Source organism: Niallia sp. MER 6, from assembly GCF_023714395.1.
Classification (GTDB): domain Bacteria; phylum Bacillota; class Bacilli; order Bacillales; family Cytobacillaceae; genus Niallia.
Genome location: NZ_JAMAUK010000010.1, coordinates 35,355 through 55,094, shown reverse-complemented (window position 1 = coordinate 55,094; position 19,740 = coordinate 35,355). Strand labels below are relative to the sequence as shown.

General features: G+C 35.2%; 16 protein-coding genes, 1 pseudogene and 1 other annotated feature. Of the genes and pseudogenes, 8 read left to right on the top strand and 9 right to left on the bottom strand.

The window, feature by feature from the left end; all coding sequences use genetic code 11:
• Positions 1-800: 800 nt before the first annotated feature.
• Both M3600_RS14130 and M3600_RS14125 read right to left on the bottom strand, forming a co-directional pair.
• Positions 801-2,237 carry an FtsZ/tubulin family protein gene (locus tag M3600_RS14130; protein ID WP_233316970.1) on the bottom strand — a complete coding sequence of 479 codons (1,437 nt, stop codon included), beginning with the start codon at positions 2,235-2,237 and terminating at the stop codon, positions 801-803.
• On the bottom strand, positions 2,237-2,653 hold the full coding sequence (locus M3600_RS14125; RefSeq protein ID WP_233316971.1) for a hypothetical protein: 417 nt from the start codon (positions 2,651-2,653) through the stop codon (positions 2,237-2,239). The genes M3600_RS14130 and M3600_RS14125 overlap by 1 nt, the downstream gene beginning before the upstream one ends.
• Before the next feature lie 1,126 nt (positions 2,654-3,779).
• Here M3600_RS14125 and M3600_RS14120 point away from each other — a divergent pair.
• A complete protein-coding gene (locus M3600_RS14120; RefSeq protein WP_233316972.1) occupies positions 3,780-4,205 on the top strand; it encodes a hypothetical protein in 426 nt (141 codons plus the stop codon).
• Entirely contained in the window at positions 4,202-4,789 is a 588-nt protein-coding gene (locus tag M3600_RS14115) for a hypothetical protein (RefSeq protein WP_233316973.1), read from the top strand. The genes M3600_RS14120 and M3600_RS14115 overlap by 4 nt, the downstream gene beginning before the upstream one ends.
• Positions 4,790-5,067: 278 nt before the next feature.
• On the opposite strand, the gene M3600_RS14110 is transcribed toward M3600_RS14115, so the two are convergent.
• The 4 genes from M3600_RS14110 to M3600_RS14095 form a co-directional block, all read right to left on the bottom strand.
• Positions 5,068-5,376, bottom strand: a complete 309-nt coding sequence (locus M3600_RS14110; protein WP_233316974.1) for a hypothetical protein — start codon at positions 5,374-5,376, stop codon at positions 5,068-5,070.
• 62 nt (positions 5,377-5,438) lie between these two features.
• A complete protein-coding gene (locus M3600_RS14105; protein ID WP_237943371.1) occupies positions 5,439-5,783 on the bottom strand; it encodes a hypothetical protein in 345 nt (114 codons plus the stop codon).
• Positions 5,784-6,532: 749 nt separating this feature from the next.
• On the bottom strand, positions 6,533-7,972 hold the full coding sequence (locus M3600_RS14100) for a hypothetical protein (protein ID WP_251646467.1): 1,440 nt from the start codon (positions 7,970-7,972) through the stop codon (positions 6,533-6,535).
• Positions 7,973-9,203: 1,231 nt separating this feature from the next.
• Complete coding sequence (locus M3600_RS14095) at positions 9,204-10,619, bottom strand: hypothetical protein (protein WP_233316977.1); 1,416 nt, start codon at positions 10,617-10,619, stop codon at positions 9,204-9,206.
• A 316-nt stretch (positions 10,620-10,935) separates the two neighbouring features.
• Here M3600_RS14095 and M3600_RS14090 point away from each other — a divergent pair, with 316 nt between their 5' ends.
• Positions 10,936-11,700, top strand: a complete 765-nt coding sequence (locus tag M3600_RS14090; RefSeq protein WP_251646465.1) for a MerR family transcriptional regulator — start codon at positions 10,936-10,938, stop codon at positions 11,698-11,700.
• 50 nt (positions 11,701-11,750) lie between these two features.
• On the opposite strand, the gene M3600_RS14085 is transcribed toward M3600_RS14090, so the two are convergent.
• On the bottom strand, positions 11,751-12,071 hold the full coding sequence (locus tag M3600_RS14085) for a HesB/IscA family protein (RefSeq protein WP_233316979.1): 321 nt from the start codon (positions 12,069-12,071) through the stop codon (positions 11,751-11,753).
• A 202-nt stretch (positions 12,072-12,273) separates the two neighbouring features.
• Here M3600_RS14085 and M3600_RS14080 point away from each other — a divergent pair.
• Positions 12,274-13,240: pseudogene (locus tag M3600_RS14080) on the top strand (NAD(P)H-dependent flavin oxidoreductase).
• A gap of 56 nt (positions 13,241-13,296) precedes the next feature.
• Here M3600_RS14080 and M3600_RS14075 read toward each other — a convergent pair.
• Complete coding sequence (locus M3600_RS14075) at positions 13,297-14,067, bottom strand: SDR family NAD(P)-dependent oxidoreductase (RefSeq protein ID WP_233316981.1); 771 nt, start codon at positions 14,065-14,067, stop codon at positions 13,297-13,299.
• 214 nt (positions 14,068-14,281) lie between these two features.
• Here M3600_RS14075 and M3600_RS14070 point away from each other — a divergent pair, with 214 nt between their 5' ends.
• The 4 genes from M3600_RS14070 (at position 14,282) to M3600_RS14055 (ending at position 17,890) form a co-directional block, all read left to right on the top strand.
• On the top strand, positions 14,282-14,767 hold the full coding sequence (locus tag M3600_RS14070; protein ID WP_267913446.1) for a MarR family transcriptional regulator: 486 nt from the start codon (positions 14,282-14,284) through the stop codon (positions 14,765-14,767).
• 4 nt (positions 14,768-14,771) lie between these two features.
• Positions 14,772-14,984: a binding site (T-box leader), on the top strand.
• A 43-nt stretch (positions 14,985-15,027) separates the two neighbouring features.
• Positions 15,028-16,278, top strand: a complete 1,251-nt coding sequence (gene tyrS, locus M3600_RS14065; protein WP_233317078.1) for a tyrosine--tRNA ligase — start codon at positions 15,028-15,030, stop codon at positions 16,276-16,278.
• Between the two features lie 105 nt (positions 16,279-16,383).
• Positions 16,384-16,785 (top strand): YhfM domain-containing protein, encoded by a 402-nt coding sequence (locus tag M3600_RS14060; protein WP_251646463.1) that lies wholly within the window; start codon positions 16,384-16,386, stop codon positions 16,783-16,785.
• A gap of 157 nt (positions 16,786-16,942) precedes the next feature.
• A complete protein-coding gene (locus M3600_RS14055; protein ID WP_251646461.1) occupies positions 16,943-17,890 on the top strand; it encodes a cation diffusion facilitator family transporter in 948 nt (315 codons plus the stop codon).
• 50 nt (positions 17,891-17,940) lie between these two features.
• On the opposite strand, the gene M3600_RS14050 is transcribed toward M3600_RS14055, so the two are convergent.
• Entirely contained in the window at positions 17,941-19,362 is a 1,422-nt protein-coding gene (locus tag M3600_RS14050; RefSeq protein ID WP_233316984.1) for an NAD-dependent malic enzyme, read from the bottom strand.
• Positions 19,363-19,740: the final 378 nt, after the last annotated feature.

Genomic DNA, 19,740 nt, shown 5'->3' with positions numbered 1-19,740 from the left:
TTCAACGATACTTCAATCTCATCAACCACTATATAATTTACGTAAATATAACTTAGTTTTTACATAAAGATTCTTTTTACGAGATGTTTACGAATTATAAAATGACTTACACTTTGTCAATTTACGTTAGCCGTACGATGCTATGTTTTTATATTTACATACTAGTTACGTAATTAAATTTTGGATTTATTATCATTTACGTAAACAAATACATTGGATTTACATAGAATACACTCTTACGGATCATCTACGATTTAAGTTATTGTAAATACATACGGTATTTATAGAATAATTACGTAAACGCAATATAGTTTCCAAATAAAGCTATATAAATATAATATTATTTTTACGTAGTTTTACATATATAGTTTTCTGCTTTTTATGTAAATTATAGATTTACCTATCATTTACGATGGATTTTATATATAAAGATCGTTAAAATCACATAAATATGAGGTTTTCTAATAGGCAATTAAGCGAAGTTTTACGTATATGCACGAATGAAAAAACGGTATTTAAGTAGTCATTTATATAAAAATATATACATTTACATAAATGGATTCATTTATGAATCGTTTACATTACAAAAAATACACCTACTAATACTAAATTAGGGGTAATATTGGTGGAAAAACAGCGAAAAGGGGCCTTACCAAGAAGTTTTAATAGGATAAACCTAATTAAATTCCTGTAAAACAAAAAAACTTCAGGCTTTATACCTGAAGTTTTCTTAGAAAAGCCCAAATCCCAGTCTAAATGTACGATAGGAAAGGGGAATTCAATAGCTTTTACCTTTAAAATTAGTCATCTAGCAAGCTTAAATCGATATCATCTAAATCTATATCACTGTCAGTATCGTTTTTATCAGCCGGTTTTTCATTACTCATAAATTCTGCTAAGCCTAATTCTTCAAAATCAAGATCAAAATCTTCATCATCATTGGCAGCAGCGATTGAGCTGATTACTGACTGCTGGTAGCTTACTTCCTGCTGTCTTGCTTTAAAATCTTCATATTCCTTTACTAAACCTTTAGCTAAGCGTTCTGGAAGGGCATCAGCTTTAAAGAACGTATAAACACTCGTTGAAAAGTTGTTTTTTTCCTCCAAATATCCACTAAAAACTGTACCGTTTAACGGAAGTTTTTCAATAATTTCTTCTCTGGCATCATCAATAAAAGAACTGCCAATATCATTGGATTTATCGAGGATTGCAAGCAGTCCAATATGATGAATTCTTGCTGATGTATTCGTTTCTTTATCAAACAGCTGTATAGGCTGATGTAAATTACTGCTCTCGATCGCTTCTTTAAACATTGCAGTAACATCATGACCATTTCTCACCGAATTGCTCGGCTTAGAAAATCTGCTGATAACAAGTGATCCTGTATGCTCCAGTACAACCCGTCTAAAGTCAGCACTATCAAAAGTGACCGCTGTTCCGCCGCCAGTAGTAGCAGTGTTCAATTCATGGAAAATCTCTGCGATTTCATTGTTTGCATAGTCTCTGTAGTTATCAATACCATTTCTGCTGTTTTCAGGCAGCTGTTTAAACTCATCATAAAAATGCTGATTGTCTGCAAAAACTACAAAAGCAACGCCTTTATTAGGGTTTTTTGCGATATCCCAAATCTGTTGAGCAAAATTATTTACTTGTCGAAGGGCATCAGGACCATCCGCACGTGTAGGTATTGTCACAACAACACCAATCTTAATGAATTTTCTTCTTGCTCTAATAGAAGCTTCTTTTAAGTATTTCTTGGCATTTGCCTTTACTTCAGCATCACCGATTTCCTGACGAATTAGATTAAATTCTTCTATGATTTTCGGTTTGTTGTTGTAATCATAAAACTCCTCAATTGCTTTAACGATAGTAGAAGTGCCTGTTCCGCCGCCAAGACCAGCGAAGAACATAACTAGATCATCCTGCGGTCTGATTCTTTCTTGTATAAAGGACTTCAGCTTTTCCTTCGCTTTTTCATTTTTCTCTAATATATGTACAGCTTCTTCTGGGTTTTTGCCTAATCCGCCAAGTTCCAGGCTTACTCTGTTATTTGTAGATATGTTTTTTAAACCGGCTAAATCACCATCATTGCTGTTTAAAGCAATGCAATTGTAAACAGATGTATTATCCTCTCTTTTAAAAGCAGCAAAACGGTCTGCCATCCTTGTTCCGGCTTGTCCAAATCCCACCATAGTGATATTTATTGCCGGCTGGTTCTTAGTGAATGTTTTTGCCATTATTTACGCAGCTCCTTGTCCTTCGATTTATTCTCGACTAGTTTGGCTATAAGCTGTTTTCCTCGATTTGTAAGAAACAGAAACTTATAGGGCTTAATTGCTTCATGATATATAAGCGACATAAACATAAGCTTATCTACCATTTTTTCAACATTTTTACGTTCAATGTTCGTAAATACTTCCTCATATACGTACTTGTTTTTGCCAACAGTTTTCCTGACAAGACGTTCAACTTTTACATTTTCAATTATATGACTTATAGACACACCTCGTTCTTTATTTCTTTGCTCCTCAATAGCTATGTACTGGAACACTTTAAGTAAGCTGGGGTCTTGGCCAATAATATCAATGAACATTGCCAGTACCTCATCACTAAACTTAACATGCTTATGTAACTCATGAAGGTTATGATCCAAGAATCTTCCTCCTAACATATTACTTATAAACTCTATAATAACTAATTATAGTCTCTAATACAAGTGTCTATATAGCATATTTATAGGTGTATTTTTAACTATATATCTATAAAAGTCCTATAATATAGGCGTTTGTTTATAGTGTCTATATAAAGACACCATATAGTGATATTCGTTATTTTTATAGCTTTTTCGAATAGAAAAAACACCATAAATCTCTAAAATACCGATAATCATGCAAAAACAATTGATTTTTCATGTTTTTTTAATTGTTTTTTAGTTGTATTTTTTCATATTTAGTTATAATAGTCTCTTTATATAGTGACCATAATTAAATCCTTATATAACAAGTGATTAGATGTAATTATTTTTTATAAATTAGTATAGACACTATATAAGCCCACTTTATATAGTGGGCTTATATAGTGTCTATAAATTCAAATTTATAGGAATATTTTTAGTTAAGTTCTTAGTCAAAACGTTCCCAGCTATTTAAAAACCAAGTTTTTTATTTACAAGGATCATTCGTTCAAATCCCCTTTTCTACGTAAAAACAAGATTGTTTTGACAAGACTACTTCATTACTGAAGATAGTATGTACGTAAATAGCATGTTATTAACTTAGTTTTTTACGTAAAACCAACTTTTACATTCTATTTACGACGATATTTTCAAGGTGTTTATATTAGGCTATGAAGGTTTGAATGATTATATTCCACCTTATTTGCTTCTTCTAATTGTTGGTATTTTTTAAGCTATTTAGTTATCGTAATGACGTAAATTGTACGCTGATTTATAGTAGTCATTACATCTATGTATTACCTTTGAACATAAATACTAAATTTATTTTACGATTCCTTTTTTTACTGTTTTAGATTTTTTTGCTAACTCAGCTAACTTTCTCAATTTATCATTTTCAATTCCTGTATTTTTTCCTTTTCCAGAAGCCATATTATTTACCTCCTAATCGATAGTAATATTCGTATGATCATAGTTTGTCCAAAAAACTTAAAGTTTATACGTTCTATATTCATAGACCTCTTCATAGTCTAGAACTATAACATTCTGACAATTTGACACTAAGATAAATGAAATAAAAGACAAAAGGGAGGAAGAGAGGGAGAAGATGGAACCAATCAATCCGATATTTACGAATAAAACAAGCAGATCTATATTAGAAACAAAAAAAGAAATAGTTCGGAAAAAACCGATTACGAAGATGGAAGGAAGAAAAGAGAGAAGCGATAAAAAAAAGGATGTGAAAATCCCTTTTAATCCGCAAGAACGGAGACTACTGAAAATATTAGCCAAAAAAATGGGACTTGATCCGACTCCTTATTGTTCCATTTTAGTAAAGAAGGGACTCCAGGAATTTAAAGATTTCCCTATACGTCCTTATGATCCAAAAGGACAACCATATCCAGCTAAGTTAGAAAAGGTTTATCATGATCAACTTTTTGAAATGAAGGTAAGATGGGACTGCAGCTTGAAAGAGGCAGCATATCGAATACTTGCATTTATGCTCGAAGAAGAGGTGAAAAGGAACAGGTGAAAAAAAGCAGATTTCCTATTTACGATGATGAAATACGGGAGCTTTCCTATAGTCCCTATAATTTTTTTGATAAATGGTTCATGAAAGCTACGAGAAAGTTAACGACACCAACATTGTTGTCTTATACTTTTTACGTACCTGTTTCCGAATATTTACGTGGAGAGCTCTTCTGTGATGATGTTTCTGAAGCTGCCAATGAGAAATTCACTCATATTGATTTAGTAACATTACTGTTGGATGATTTTTTATACCAAGCAAAAAAGAGAAGCAATCCTGTCGAGCTTTATCATGAACTGACAGCGCGCTCTCAAAATGCCATAAAGGTTAACTCCTATCAAGAGGAAGAAAGTGAAATATTGGTTCCTGTAAATTCCCCAAAAAAGAAAATGATAAAATGCTTAATCAATCGAAAACAAGCTTTGAGGCTAGAGGTAATGCTAAGTGATATTGCAGAGTTGAATATGGAGTATAGCTTTGAGGTGAAAGATGTGCTTAGAATGTTATACAGTGATTTCATACTGCAGTATAAAAACGGAAATTTATCCAATGTTGTAGACAATATTATTTTAAGACTGTCCCAATAATAGAAATGGCTATATGGCTTTTGAGGAGGCAGCCATATAGCCATTTTATCTATTAAGAAGTAAATGCTACTTGAACAGTTTCAGCAATACATTTTGTAATTTCCGCTCCATATCCGAACCCCAATTTCTTATATGTACTTCACAAGGCTTGTGACGGCACTACAAGCCTTGTTAGTTAATATGCTAAGTTAGACTCTCATTTGAGGTTTTTTAGTGATTAGAATAGAAACAGAAGGGACTTCATTTAAGAGAGACCTTAAGAGTTAGATAATTTCTTTCTAATTATCCTTCAAAGGACCAAAAAATCGTAATCCAGGAATATGCTTTTTTTGTTTCTTTGTTAATTTTTCTAAGTTTTTTATCGCTTCTTCAAATTCGAAACGGGTAATTTGCTTTGTGGCCAGTAATGAGGACAACAGTGCATAAGCAATAGGTTTTGTATCTATCTCAATATTTACATATACATCGACATCTGAATTGCCGCTTTGGCCGATTTGTGCGTTGTTCGTATCAAGTTCAGCATTCCCGTTATTACGAAACTGATAGATATTGTTTTCCTTATCTATTTGTCTGCGATGGGGAGACATGAACAACTCTCCTTACATAAAAATGGGCGAGACATGGTTATACCGTGCTCGCCTTCGTTGTATTATTCTTGGTCTTGGTCATTATCTTGGTTGTTGTCTTGATCTTGTTCTGTGTCTGCATTTGCTCTGGAACGAGAGCGTACACGAGCATTTGAATCTGAATCTACGTCGATTTTCAAATCAATCTTCGCATTACCAGAGTCTTTTACCTTTGCAATATTAGTATTTTTATCAACATTCTTTAAATCATTGCGGTTATCAACATCAGTATCATTTCTTAAGTCATTATCAGATTCAAAATCTACATTAGCATCGGAGCGGCTATCACTGTCACCTGAACGTGAATTTGATTTATTTCTTTGATTATTATCACCATTTCTTCCACCTGGAAACCAAACATTACTCATTAAAATTCCTCCTTAACCTTATTTAATTTTATTTTATGCATAAATTAAAAAGTGTAATAGATTAATATAATAGGGAAAGAATGGATTTTTTAGATTTATTAGTATTTATAAAGTATATCCATGTATGTTGGAAACTTTTTTGTTTGAAATAGGAATAATTGAATGCTAGACGAATATACTATAAGTAGACGTTTTGCTATAGTTAAATGCCAATTACAAAGAAATAGCGATTTTCATTATATATAGCAAAAAATGGGTGGTAAGCTTTATTTCCTTATTTTAGATAACTATTTAGAATAATATTTAGGACATTAATTAGAACAATAACTTAGAACCATTAACAAAAATCCTCAACAAACCTTCCTATTATCCAATTTTCTAAAACCAAAAAAAGCAGTAAAATGCCAGTCACAAGTAAAGTTTTTAGATAAACAGACAAAAAATCCTCTCTAACAGAAAAAATTATCTTTCCACAAGTTAACAATAACCAATAACAAATTAAATAAATTAAATCACATTGTAATAAAGCAAATAACAATAAATAAAAAACTAATAACAAATATTAAATTACAATTCACAGCCTTAAAAAAGGGCAAAAAAATAGAGTTTTTACAATATATGGTTTTTTTAGTAGTTGAAAAGTTTAATGAAGGGGAATAAATGTTGGAATAAAAAGGATGCTGATAAATTAGTATTTTTGTGGGCAGCACAAGATCCACTCGCCTAATAGCCAGTGTTTGCCTGTGTCGTTATAGTGGTTTTAAAATTTTTTCGGTATGTATCGCAAAAAAGGAAGCTAAAGAATCTTTAGCAGTTGTTATGGATTTAATGCGTTCATCCTTTTCAATAGCTTTGTTTCCATATGTTATACATTGGTTTATTAGCTTGTTAATTTGCTCGTAAGACTGCTCCTTTAATGTTTGGATATGATTCTTCGCCGCTTCTGCATCACTCCAGCCTCGTTTTTGCTTTATTTCCTGCTTTTTATCTTCATCTTTTGAAGATATCAGTACTTGTGAATCCTCTATAATTGATTTTGTACGGGCAATAACCCAGTTCTCAGACCAACTTTTTAGAACATCAAAGATATGATTTGCCTTTTCAAAGCGCTGTTTAATTGGTTTAATTTGATCTTCAATCCCAACATGCATAATTTCTCTGCCGGTTTCTTTTTCTACAATTGTTTTATGTAAATAATGATTGTCTAGAAGGGATTTAATGCTCTCTGCCTGATGACCGTATTTACCCATCTCATTAATAAGCACATTGTATATAATCGTGCTGAAATAAGCTGAAGCCTGTTTTGGATCAGTCAAAAAATGAGTATTCGAAGGAAGTGCTGTTGCCAGCTGCTCAATTGCTGTATCGTAGATAAATCGAGCTAATGAAAGTATCTCATCTTTAGCATCAGTAATAACCCTCTGTTTAGCGATTATTTTTTCATTGCTAAATAGAGAGTTATATAAATATTTGCCTACACTTTCGATTTCCATGCAAAAACTGTCATTAAGGTAGCCATGATAGCCTGCTTGGAACATTTTTTTGCGCAAAAGCGTTCTTTCTGTGTAATTGCTGGCAAATTCATTTAAAGTTCCTTGTACAAATTCAAACGATACAGCAAGCTTTCGTGTGTAAATATTACCCACTAATTGAACTTTAACTGTATCGGCAATTTTAGAGTTGTTGATTTCACTAATCGCTTCGTAAAGACGGCCCTTTGTAAAGTAAGGATGACCATATGTATACTTAGAAGGCACAATATCATGATAATCGAACATCACGGATTCAGCTTTTTGCACAGACATGCGAAAAGCTGCCATCAAAAGCAATCTTTTAGAATTGATTGATAGATTCTGGAAGGACTCTTCATAAAAGAAGGAATATTTTTTACAATAACGATCAGTTTTGCTGTTAAATCCTAGATTCCTTGAAAGGCCGCGCTTAAATTTATATTTCACTCCTTCTGATGTTTCCACAGGAATATAAATATTGCCCCGTTTAAAGGAAGTGAATTTTTTAATAATCTGCTTTAAGTATTTCTTTTTTGTACCGGCTTTAGCTGCAATAACAGAAGCTGGTGCCTGGATTATTCCGTCCCAATCCGTATGAAGAAGGGAATATAGACAGACGTCAAATTCCTTTGATGAAACATTATGTAATAAATATTGATACGTTTCCTCGTATATCACTGGTTCTAACCTCCTTTCTGAAACGATAGAAAAAAATAAATCATTAAAAGACCAAAAATAGCCTAAGGCCTTTCGATTTTTGGTTTGCGCTGTTAGCCATAAAAAAAGTCTATAAACTAATATCTATATTTATCTATGTTTTATTATATACACCGAAAAAAAGGGGTGTAAATGGCACGAAAAAATGGTGAAAAAACGTGTAGAAGGCTATATTACAACAAATATTGAAGCACGAAGAAATGGTGAAAATTTATTGAGAAACGTATAATAGCAAGGTTTAGGGGAGGTTTTTTCTGTGTAAAAAAATTTTTGCACGAAAAAATGGTGAAAAGATTGCGCATTCTCTCCAATAAAGAGCAATAAAGTAAATTAGCACGAGAAATTTGTGAAAAAAAGTGTAGACTACTATAGCGTTTGTCGAAATTTGTCGAAAAAAATCTTAAGAAGTCCACTATTATGCACGAAAAATAGGTGAAAATTTTATCCATTAAACAAGACTTAGAAAAAAGCACGATGAAATGATGAAAAAAACTTAAAAGCACGAAGAATTAGTGAAAAAAAGATGAGATTGATATAGAAAAAGAAGAACCAATAAGTACTTTCGTATTTAAACATTCCAGTAAAGAAAAAAGCACGATAAAACGGTGAAAAAAACTCTGCTTTTTCCTATTTCTATGTAAAAACAACGAAAAGCACGAAGATTTGGTGCAAAAATATCGATTTATATAAAAAGCACGACAAAATGGTGAAAAAAAATTAAGGTTTCATTATATTACTTCAGTTAGCATTTGTGAATTGCCAATAAAAAGGGTGTTTAAAGGATGCAGTATTAAGCAATCTAAAGTAGAAACCGAGCTTATTGCCATCCTTAACGAGAGAATGTATATAAAAAGCACGAAGAAATGGTGAAAAAAATATAAGTTATATAAAAAGCACGATAAAATGGTGAAAAAATTTAATGGATTTAATTAATAGAAGCTTTTTGAAAAAAAAGCACGACAAAATGGTGAAAAAAAAATTAAGGTTATGTTTAAGAAAGCTCTTTGCCCAAAAAAGCACGAAGAAATGGTGAAAAAAATTAGGGATATTAGCTTTAAGAAAAAAAGCACGATAAAATGGTGAAAAAAATTGGGGCATTTTGTATCTGCTCCAAATTAAAAATGCTTTTTCATGATAAATGGTACTATTATAAAGCAAAAACACCCCAATTATTCACTAATTGGGGTGTTCATTATGTTTCAAGGAATAAAACTTTCTGATGTTTAGCGTCAATTAAATCCTCTGCTTCATGTTCGGTGATAGGCAGGAATTCGATGTGAAATACATCGTTAACACGGCGAAAGCTTCTTATCGTCACTTGGTTGTCCACAAGCTCATGCAGAGAGTTTTCAACTTTAGCTAAAGCGTCTTTTTTTCTCGTCGGTAATCTAAGCCGTCTAGTAAAAAACGCGAGGGGATAAGCAACTGATTTTTTCCCGTCGATTGAGTCATCAGAAAGGGAGCTCTTTGCAAATCGCTCTTTCTGTAATATGAAGACAATATTCTCTGAGATTTCCAGCTGGAAATTTTGGATTTTATCACTATAGATTTTCGTCACTTGATTATCTATATAGCGCTGATGCATAAATTCATTTATCTTTATCTCTGCTTTCGTTTCCGCTTCATCTAAATAAGTAATATGATCAAAGAGGTCAAAGATGTATTTTTTTCCATCATCTGCTTTAATATCGAAGCTTAGATGCTTTAGCTTTTCCAGTCTTTCTCTAATACGTTTATATTCTTTGACACCCCTAGAGGAGTACATATTTTTTACAATGTCTCCGATATCGACATATATTTTTTGTTTTTCCACAAATTCATAGTCTCGTTTGGAAAGAATAAAATTGAATATTTCATAATCCATCGGAGTTAATGCAATTGAATTTTTTTCTTCTGTTAAAGTTTTGCCGAGCAGTGTTCGGATGGACAGATTGCCATCTTCATATATTTCGGCTGTTACACTATTTTCGACTGCTGGATCTTCATGAAAGTCCATAAATTTTGTTCTGCTTGTTTTTCCTGGTAAAGGAAGCTCACTGAACAAGTCGTTAACCTCTTTGACAATTCGGTTAAAGTCACCGCCGAACTCTTCAATAACAAGGCTTGTTACAGTAATAATAGAATCAATTTTTAACGTGTTTTTTATTTGGTTTTTCGTTTTGTCTTTAATATATTTGTAATCTGATAAGAGCTTTGTATCATCATTGACCCATTTATCAACTTCACTTAAGCGGTCTGCAATCAAGTCTTTTATATCGGTGACATGATAGTTATTCACTAAGTCAATAAATCCTTTTTCAATACCTTCATGGATGAATTTAACTTCAGCCATCAATTCCTTAGGGTTCTTGCTTTTTTTATTAATGCTTTTAATAAGAGCAGAATACCAGTTTTTCTTCGTCCTTTTGAACTTATCTCGATAATAATGAGAACGTAGTTCTTTTAAGTTCCTTTGTCTGCCGGTTTCAGGCTCAATCAGTTCCTCGAAGAAGATGACTGCCAAAAATTCTCTAACATCATCGCCGATTTTGCTGTTATATAAATCCAAAAAGGATGTTCCCAACCGTTCAAGTGTTGCGTCTACTAGATAGTTTTTTGGTAAGGCCAATAATACCAACTCCTTTGTTGCTCCCATATCTATATTATAAACTGCTTTGTTTGCTCACCTCAATTTAATTTAAAGAGAAAGTCCGATTCTCATATGTGATGATTATGTAAAAAAGAAGAGCAAATAATTGTATGGGGGCAGCTACCCTGCAAAAAAAGCAGGCCAGACATAGTCTAGCCCACTTTATTATACACACTAACTCCTGTCTCACTCAAGAGTAGATATTTTAAGACAATATTTAATTTATTTTTTCTCTTGAACCTCCAGTAACGTTAGGAATTATAATAAAAATATACTTTTTATGGGAGGTATGTAAATGACAGGGAAAGAACAATTTACGATTGGGGAATTTTCAGCTAAAACTGGCATATCTGTGCGCACCTTGCATTATTATGATGAAATAGGCTTATTAAAGCCAGAAAAGCATGCGATATCTGGTCATCGTATCTATAAAATACAGGATATTATAACCCTACAAAAAATAATAAGCTTAAAATTTTTAGGGTACAGTCTTGAGAAAGCAGCAAGTTTATTAGATGAATCCAGCTTTACGGTGAGCTTGAATGAAACTTTGCAGGTACATCTTCAAGCATTGGAAGAAGAAAAAGAAAAACTTGAATTGTCTATTAAAGCAATAAAAAGGATTGCTGCTCTGCTTAAACAAGAGGATGAGGTTGACAGCAGCTTATTATTTACTCTAATTCAAGCAATCCAAATAGAGAACCGCCAAAAAGAATGGATGGAAAAGAACCAGTTAGCTGAAATAGGCGAAAGCCTGTTTCAAAAATCAGAGAAAGAAACAGCAGACTTAGATAAAAGCTTTATCCAAATGGCAAAAGATTTAAAGGAACTTTATGGAAGACCTGTAGATGATCCTCAAGTGCAACAAATGGTTGCCGCTTATTTACAATCATCTTTTGCTTTTATTGGGGAGGATGTCATAGAAAAGCTAGCTGAAGTTGACCTTGAAAGCATCAATATTGATGAGTTGGAGGAGATGGCGCCTTCCCCTTTTACCGAAGCAGAAGAGAAGTGGCTGCACGAAGCGATAATATATAGTATGGCAGGTGGTAACAGTTAAAGAGGAATTCTCCTTAGCGAAAAACAGTGGGGTTTTAATCCCACTGTTTTTTAGGCTTGCACTTTATTCTTTACATCTAATCTAAAAGTATAAATTTGGCTGGCACCTACTAAGCGAAAACCTTGACCTTCTACATAATCAACCTTTAAATCCTCATTGATATGACTTATCGTCATCTTATCTAAATAAAGAACAACGCCATTATCCTCAAATTTTGTATCTTCGTCTTTCTCATGATCAATCGCAAGATCATAATTGTATGTGTAGCTGCAACCTCCGCTAAAAATGCTTGTTAATTTAAATGCTGCACCTTCTGGCTGGTCATACGCGCGCAATTTTGCTGCAGCATTATCTGTAATGGTAACCTTCATAGAAATCGCTCCTTCATAGAGAAACAAGTAATTGTATACAGTATTAATTATAATATGAAAGGATTGCTTAATAAAATATTCTGCCTTTAGCTGCTCTTTTTAATCTTCCCCATACAAAGATACTAAAACATGGAGATATAGGCGACCGGTAAAACTATGATATGCTTAACTCAATGTAATTTATGATGGAAAGGAATACAATATGAAAACAACAGTCACTGATTTATTAAATATTAAATATCCGATTATTCAAGGCGGTTTGGCATACTTAGGAAATGCAGAGCTTGCTGCAGCAGTATCAAATGCTGGCGGTCTTGGTCAAATAACGGCCATGACTTTATTTACGCCAGAGAGATTGCAGGAGGAAATTCAAAAGGTACGAAGCATGACGGATAAACCCTTTGGAGTCAATTTTGCAATTGGATCCTATAATTGGAGCATATATGGAGCTTCTTGAGACAGCAATTAAGGAAAAAGTAGAGATTATTTCTATCACCGGAGGCAATCCACAGCCTATTTTAGACCGCATTAAAGGGGAAAATATTCAGTCGCTAGTACTAGTATCGACTGTCAGACAAGCAAAGAAAGCAGAGCAGCTTGGTGCCTCTGCTGTCATAGCAGTTGGTCAGGAAGGTGGAGGGCATATAGGCAAGGATGATATTGGCACAATGGTTCTCATACCGCGGGTTGCTGAATCTGTGTCTATTCCTGTCATCGCAAGCGGAGGAATAGGAGACGGCCGAGGATTCTTAGCTGCTTTAGCATTGGGAGCACAAGGAATTGAGATGGGTACGCGTTTTATTGCGACTGCAGAATGTGTTGATGCAGTGAAATCTTATAAGGATGCCCTTGTGGCAGGAACGGAGATGGATACCGTTGTTATAAAACGAACCTTTGGGACTCCTGGAAGGGTGCTGAAATCTGACTATACAAAGAATATCATAGAAAGGGAAAAGCAAGGGGCTGCTTATGAAGAGTTAAAGGATACTATCAGCGGGAAAGCTAATTTGAAGTTTATATATGAGAGCGATCCAGTAAATGGATTTGCCTGGGCTGGCCAAGTAATCGGCTTGATTCATCATGTGCCGACAGTCAAGGAATTGATCCATACAATGGTGGAAGACGCAACAGCAGGAACAGAACGTTTGCAAAGTTTATTTAAGCAGTAAAGGGATCGTAGCAAAAGATAAGGAGATGCCGGTGTGGCATCCCTTCTTTACTTTAATTAAGCTGAAGTAGCACCTTGTCCACCATCTATTCGGTAATAAGTACCGGAAATAAAGGATGCTTCTTCAGAAGCCAGGAATGCCATTAAGTTAGCAATTTCTTCTGCTGTTGCATAGCGGTTCATTGGAACAGAAGCTTCAAATTGCTCTTTAGCATTCCCCTCATTGCCAGGCATTGCATTAGTTTCAATAGAGCGCATCATTTGGGTATCAACTCCAGAAGGAGCTACTGCATTTACGCGCACATTATATGGAGCACCCTCAAGCGCTGCTGTTTTTGTTAAGCCAATTACCCCGTGTTTAGACGCAACGTACAGACCCATACCTGGAGCTCCAAGAAGCCCGCCGTTTGAAGCTGTATTTACGATAGCTCCGCTTTTTTGTTCATTCATCACTTTTAGCACATATTTAAGGCCATAAAATACACCTTTTAAATTAACATTAATAACAGCATCGAAGTTCTCTGCTGTTTGATCCACCAAGTTAGCAAACTTGCCATTGATACCAGCATTATTAATGAAAACATCAATTCGTCCGAAATGATCTTTCGTCGCTTCAACAAAGTTTTTCACATCTTCTTCAATCGCAACATTACCTTCTAAAAGCAGGATATCTTCGCTACTAATCTCTGCAGCTACATTTGCAAGGCTTTCTTTTTTTAGGTCAACTAATGCAAGTTTTGCTCCTTCAGCGGCAAACTTCTTAGCTGCAGCAATACCGATTCCGCCAGCAGCCCCTGTTATTAAAACTACTTTTTCAGAAAAATTCATCCCAATTCCCTCCTGTATTAAAAAAAGGTTATTTTTAATAACCTATATTTCATTATAAAGCTTTTCGGGTTGCTAATCATTAATTTTGCCTGAAACATAAAAATATATTGCATTCAATTTATATATTTGATAATATCGTTTCAAAGCTAATGATTTTGAAAATTTATAAGAGAAGAGGTGGTTCGGTATATACTCATTTGATGATAAAGGGGAATTGCTTCCTGAAGAAGTGGACACCATCAATCGAATCACTAAAATTCCGATTGAGTCTTTAAATCTTGATGCAATTGCTGTTGTTACTAATATTTACCGAGTTGCACAAGGATTAAAAAATAAGATGGAGCAGCAAGTTCTGTCTGAATATGGTCTGTCTTGGACAGCGTTTTCCATGCTTTATGATTTATGGGTATGGGAGTCCATTGAGACAAAGAAACTAGCTGAATCAAACGGCGTTTCGAAAGCCACAATCAGCAATATTACAAAAACATTGGAAAAAAAAGAGTATTGTTATAGGAAAAATGACATCAGAGATAGAAGAATTACTTATGTGGCAATCACAGACAAGGGAAAGCAAGTAATGGAGGAGCTTTATCCACGCTTTCATGTTGGTGAAGTAGACATTGTTGCACATATGTCAGTAGAAGAGCAAAAAAACATGTCAAGTTTACTTCGTAACGTAATCCGTAAAAATAATTTTTAATATGGAAAAAGCAATGAAAGGAAACCTAGTAGTAGTTATCTCCCTGTTTAAAGAGAGTCGGTGGCTGGTGCGAATCGACACATAGATAACACGAATTACATTCCTGGAGCTGTCTTTGTGAAAGCAAAGAACGGGCGATCCGTTAATCGTTTAAGTGGAAGGACGAAGAAGTTCTTCAATAAGGGTGGTACCGCGTGCAAGAAACCACGTCCCTTTTTTGGGATGTGGTTTTTTTATATTTTCATTTAGGAGGAATCATGATGAAAAAGTTGATAGAGCAACTGACAGAAGGACAACGAAATGAAGTGAAGCGGCAAATGGCAATATACAGCCAAGGGGTGCAAGAGATAATCCCAACAGAAGAGCTGGAAAGTAAGATAGCAAGGTCAATCATGGAAAATAGACCGCTGAAAATAAAATTAGGATTGGACCCATCTGCTCCTGATGTACATTTAGGACATACAGTCGTCCTTAATAAAATGAGACAATTTCAGGAAAATGGTCATACAATCCAGCTAATTATTGGTGACTTTACTGGTAAGATCGGTGATCCTACAGGGAAGTCGATTGCTAGAAAACAACTGACTGATGAAGAGGTCAAGCATAATGCCAAAACATACTTTGAGCAATTTGCTAAGGTTATTGATATGGATAAAGTTGAATTGCATTACAACTCAGCATGGCTTTCTAAGCTGGACTTTGAAGATGTAATACAATTAGCAGGAAAAATTACGGTGGCAAGATTGCTGGAAAGAGATGATTTCGAAGAAAGAATGGCATTTAATAAACCTATCTCCTTGCATGAGTTCTTCTACCCGTTAATGCAAGGCTATGATTCTGTTATGTTGGAATGTGATATTGAGCTGGGCGGAACAGATCAGCATTTCAATATTTTAATGGGAAGGCATTTTCAAGAGAAGTTTGGGAAGGAAAAGCAAGTGGCGTTACTGATGCCATTATTAGAGGGGCTCGATGGTGTTGAAAAGATGTCCAAATCAAAGAAAAACTACATTGGCATTGACGAAAGCCCGACGGAAATGTACGGTAAAGCGATGTCCATCCCAGATGGATTAATGAGTAAATACTTTGAGTTGATAACAGATTTCAAACCCGAAGAAATGAAAGAAATAAAAGGTCAGTTAGAGTCAGGCAGCCTTCACCCGAGAGATGCGAAAATGCTCCTAGCTAAAACAATTGTCAGGATGTACCATGGTGCTAACACAGCTGAAAAAGCAGAGCAGCACTTCATATCCGTCTTCCAGCAGGGCGCTATGCCGGAAGATATCCCAACTATTACATGGGATGGAGAATCTAAAGTTCCACTGATTGACCTGCTCGTGAAACTTCAATTATTAAGCTCTAAAAGCGAAGCACGAAGAATGATTGAAAATAGAGGAGTCAAGCTGAACAATATTAAGGCAGAAGATACAAAACTTGAAGTAACCGTCAGCGCTGGTTTAATCGTTCAAGTCGGCAAACGCAAATTTGTGAAAATAATTACTGGTGAGTAACAGAAAAAGGTGCGATTTCAAATCGCGCCTTTTAATATTTTTCCATATGTAACAATTAATGGTTTCTGTAAGTCTAATATAATAGAAAGAAATGGAGGGCTTATTATGAGAAAGATATGGTTTTTGTTATTAGTATTCGTAATTGTCTCACTAACAGGGTGTCAAAAAGAAACGGATGGATTAGCTCTTCAATGGGATAATAGTGACTTAACCATTACAGTTTCGGAGCTTGCTGATAGCAAAAACTTACTTCTTATCAAGGACCAAGATTCCTTGCAAGACTTTCAAGCTATCTTTTCTCACGCCATTAAAAAGGACGGCATTGTTAATTTAACATCAGCAGAATACCGCATTAATATAAAAGCAAATGATCAAACTGCAAATGTTTATGTTTGGGTTGGTGAAAAAGGGCAACAAAGCACATTAATGAAGGAAGGAGACTCCCATACGATTTATATTGTCTCAGAAAAATGGACAAACTTATTGTCCCAGCTAATAATGTTTTAAATGAGACTAAAGGGGGAAAACATAGAAAATACCTTTGACTTACGGTATATATAAATGTATTCTATATATGAATATATGTTCATATAAACAATATTAAAATAAAATGCTTATGTAAAAACAATTTAGCGGCATAATGTAGCTTAAGGGGGAATGAAAAATGGGACATAACCATAGTCATGGACACGCTCACAATTCGAATAAAAAAGTGTTGTTAATATCTTTTATCATTATTACGAGTTACATGATTATTGAAGCAGTCGGCGGCTTTCTTACAAACAGTCTTGCCTTGTTATCAGATGCTGGACATATGTTAAGTGATTCAGTTTCATTAGTAATTGCGCTTCTTGCTTTTCAATTAGGAGAGAAAACAGCAAGCTACAGCAACACATATGGGTTTAGGCGGTTTGAAATAATTGCGGCCATGATAAATGGTGCTACCTTGATGCTTATTTCCCTTTATATTATATACGAGGCTATCATTCGTTTTGCTAATCCACCGGAAGTTGCAACAACTGGAATGCTCCTTATCAGCATTATTGGATTGCTGGTCAATCTGGTCGTAGCTTGGATCATGTTTCGCGGCGGAGATACCGAACATAACTTAAATATGAGAGGAGCTTTCCTGCATGTGATAAGTGACATGCTGGGCAGTGTCGGGGCGATAATAGCAGCCATTTTAATGATGATGTTTGGATGGGGCTGGGCTGATCCCCTTGCAAGTGTCATCGTAGCAGTCTTGATTCTAAGAAGCGGTTACTTTGTGTTGAAGGATGCCCTTCATGTATTAATGGAGGGGACACCAAAGTCGGTAAATGTTGAGGAACTTATTAAAGATATAGAAAAAACAGAAGGTATTCAAGGCATTCATGACTTGCATATATGGTCGATTACCAGTGAAATGCATGCGTTGTCCTGTCATGCTGTTGTAGACAGTCAGCTTACGGTAGCGGAAAGTGAAGCGATTTTACGCAATATTGAACATGAACTGGAACATAAGGGGATTTCTCATGTGACAATCCAATTAGAAACTGCGTCTCACCGTCATGATAATGCTATCCTTTGTCAGGCTAAAAATAAGCCGCTTCATGTTCATCACCATCATTGAGTTATGCTAAAAAGCAGTAAAACTCACCATTTGGTGAGTTTTACTTGTAACTATTTACTAATCTTAGGGATTTTTCTTGCAACGCCTGTATCGACAGCAGCTTTAACGACAGCGTCACGTATTTTATCGACAACAGTATTATTAAAAACAGAAGGAATAATGTAAGATTCATTTAATTCTTCATCTGAAACCGTTGAAGCAATTGCTTCAGCAGCTGCTAATTTCATCGCTTCATTTATTTCACTTGCCCGGCAATCCAATGCTCCGCGGAAAATACCAGGGAAGCATAATACATTATTAATTTGGTTTGGATAATCCGAGCGGCCTGTCGCCATCACTCTTACATAAGGAGCTGCTATATCAGGATCAATTTCAGGGATTGGGTTGGCCATTGCGAAAACGATGGCATCATTGGCCATTTTTTGGACATCTTCGGCTTTTAAAGCCCTAGGTGCAGAAACTCCGATAAAAACATCTGCACCTCCGATAACATCTGACAGGCTGCCTTGAAGGTTGTCAGGATTAGTCATTTCCGCATATGCTTGCCAATGAGAGTTTGTATAGCCTTCACCGCGGTAAATCGCACCATTGCGATCAACACCAATGATATTTTGCACACCTGCAGCTAGAAGAATTTTTGTACAAGCTATTCCTGCTGCACCGATGCCATTGATGACAACTTTAATATCCTTTACATTTTTTTGCACAATTTTCAAGGCATTAAGTAAACCTGCATAGATAGCTACAGCTGTGCCATGCTGATCATCGTGGAAGACAGGAATATTAAGCTCTTTCTTTAAGCGTTGCTCTATTTCAAAGCAGCGAGGAGAAGCGATGTCTTCAAGATTTATCCCTCCAAATGTTGGGGAAAGAGCTTTGACAATCTGGATAATTTCTTCTGTGTCTTTCGTATCCAAGCAAATCGGAAATGCATCGACATTTGCCAGCTGCTTGAATAACATTGCTTTACCTTCCATTACCGGCATTGCCGCTTCTGGTCCTATATCACCGAGACCAAGGACAGCTGTACCGTCTGTCACGATAGCGACCGTATTGCTTTTCATGGTGAGAGAATAAACCTTGCTGGGGTCAGCATGTATTGCTTCACTGACGGCAGCTACACCAGGTGTATAAACCCTTGACAAATCATCACGGTTTTTAATCCGCACTTTCGTTTTCATTTCAATTTTGCCACCTAAATGCAAAAGGAAGGTGCTGTCAGAGACGTTGACAATATGAACTCCAGCCAATTCGGAAATCTTACTGACTACCTTTTGCCCGTGATCATTATTATGTACTCGCACTGTAATATCGCGAACTGTATTTGTTTTACTGGAAGAGATGACGTCAAGACCGATAATATCTCCATCAGCATCTCCGATTACATTAACAATTTCTCCTAAAGAAATGATGCTAGTCTCTAACTGTATCCGAATAATAATGTTCATGCTTGCCCCGCTCGGTATAGACATTTCATCCACTCCCATTAACAATTATTAAGTATCTACATCATAAATAAATGGTAATAAACATGGTTGTTATGATCAAAATGTTGGATACTGTATATCCAAACCTTAGATGAGGCAGGAAACCTCAGTAAAAGGCCTTAAGTTATATAATCATCTCCCTTCCTATTCATTGTCCATTCTATGAAACAAGGCCTTCTTAGGAAGTGTTATAAAATGTCAGTGGGAAGGCAAAGAAGGGACGAGGTTAACTGCTTTTCTTTTCATTAAAATAATAATGTAAGCGCTTATAAAAAGCAATTGATATCCTAAAAAAGGAAGTATTTAAATGCTGCATTTAGGTATATGCTGCTTTTTGGCGCAATATCCTGATTCCTTTTCCTT

Excerpts from the sequence above, each read along its gene's own strand:
- M3600_RS14130 (WP_233316970.1), bottom strand. The coding sequence starts at position 2,237 with ATGGCAAAAACATTCACTAAGAACCAGCCGGCAATAAATATCACTATG.
- M3600_RS14120 (WP_233316972.1), top strand. The coding sequence starts at position 3,780 with ATGGAACCAATCAATCCGATATTTACGAATAAAACAAGCAGATCTATA.
- M3600_RS14110 (WP_233316974.1), bottom strand. The coding sequence starts at position 5,376 with ATGTCTCCCCATCGCAGACAAATAGATAAGGAAAACAATATCTATCAG.
- M3600_RS14105 (WP_237943371.1), bottom strand. The coding sequence starts at position 5,783 with ATGAGTAATGTTTGGTTTCCAGGTGGAAGAAATGGTGATAATAATCAA.
- M3600_RS14090 (WP_251646465.1), top strand. The coding sequence starts at position 10,936 with ATGACAGGGAAAGAACAATTTACGATTGGGGAATTTTCAGCTAAAACT.
- M3600_RS14085 (WP_233316979.1), bottom strand. The coding sequence starts at position 12,071 with ATGAAGGTTACCATTACAGATAATGCTGCAGCAAAATTGCGCGCGTAT.
- M3600_RS14075 (WP_233316981.1), bottom strand. The coding sequence starts at position 14,067 with ATGAATTTTTCTGAAAAAGTAGTTTTAATAACAGGGGCTGCTGGCGGA.
- tyrS (WP_233317078.1), top strand. The coding sequence starts at position 15,028 with ATGAAAAAGTTGATAGAGCAACTGACAGAAGGACAACGAAATGAAGTG.
- M3600_RS14060 (WP_251646463.1), top strand. The coding sequence starts at position 16,384 with ATGAGAAAGATATGGTTTTTGTTATTAGTATTCGTAATTGTCTCACTA.
- M3600_RS14055 (WP_251646461.1), top strand. The coding sequence starts at position 16,943 with ATGGGACATAACCATAGTCATGGACACGCTCACAATTCGAATAAAAAA.
- M3600_RS14050 (WP_233316984.1), bottom strand. The coding sequence starts at position 19,362 with ATGTCTATACCGAGCGGGGCAAGCATGAACATTATTATTCGGATACAG.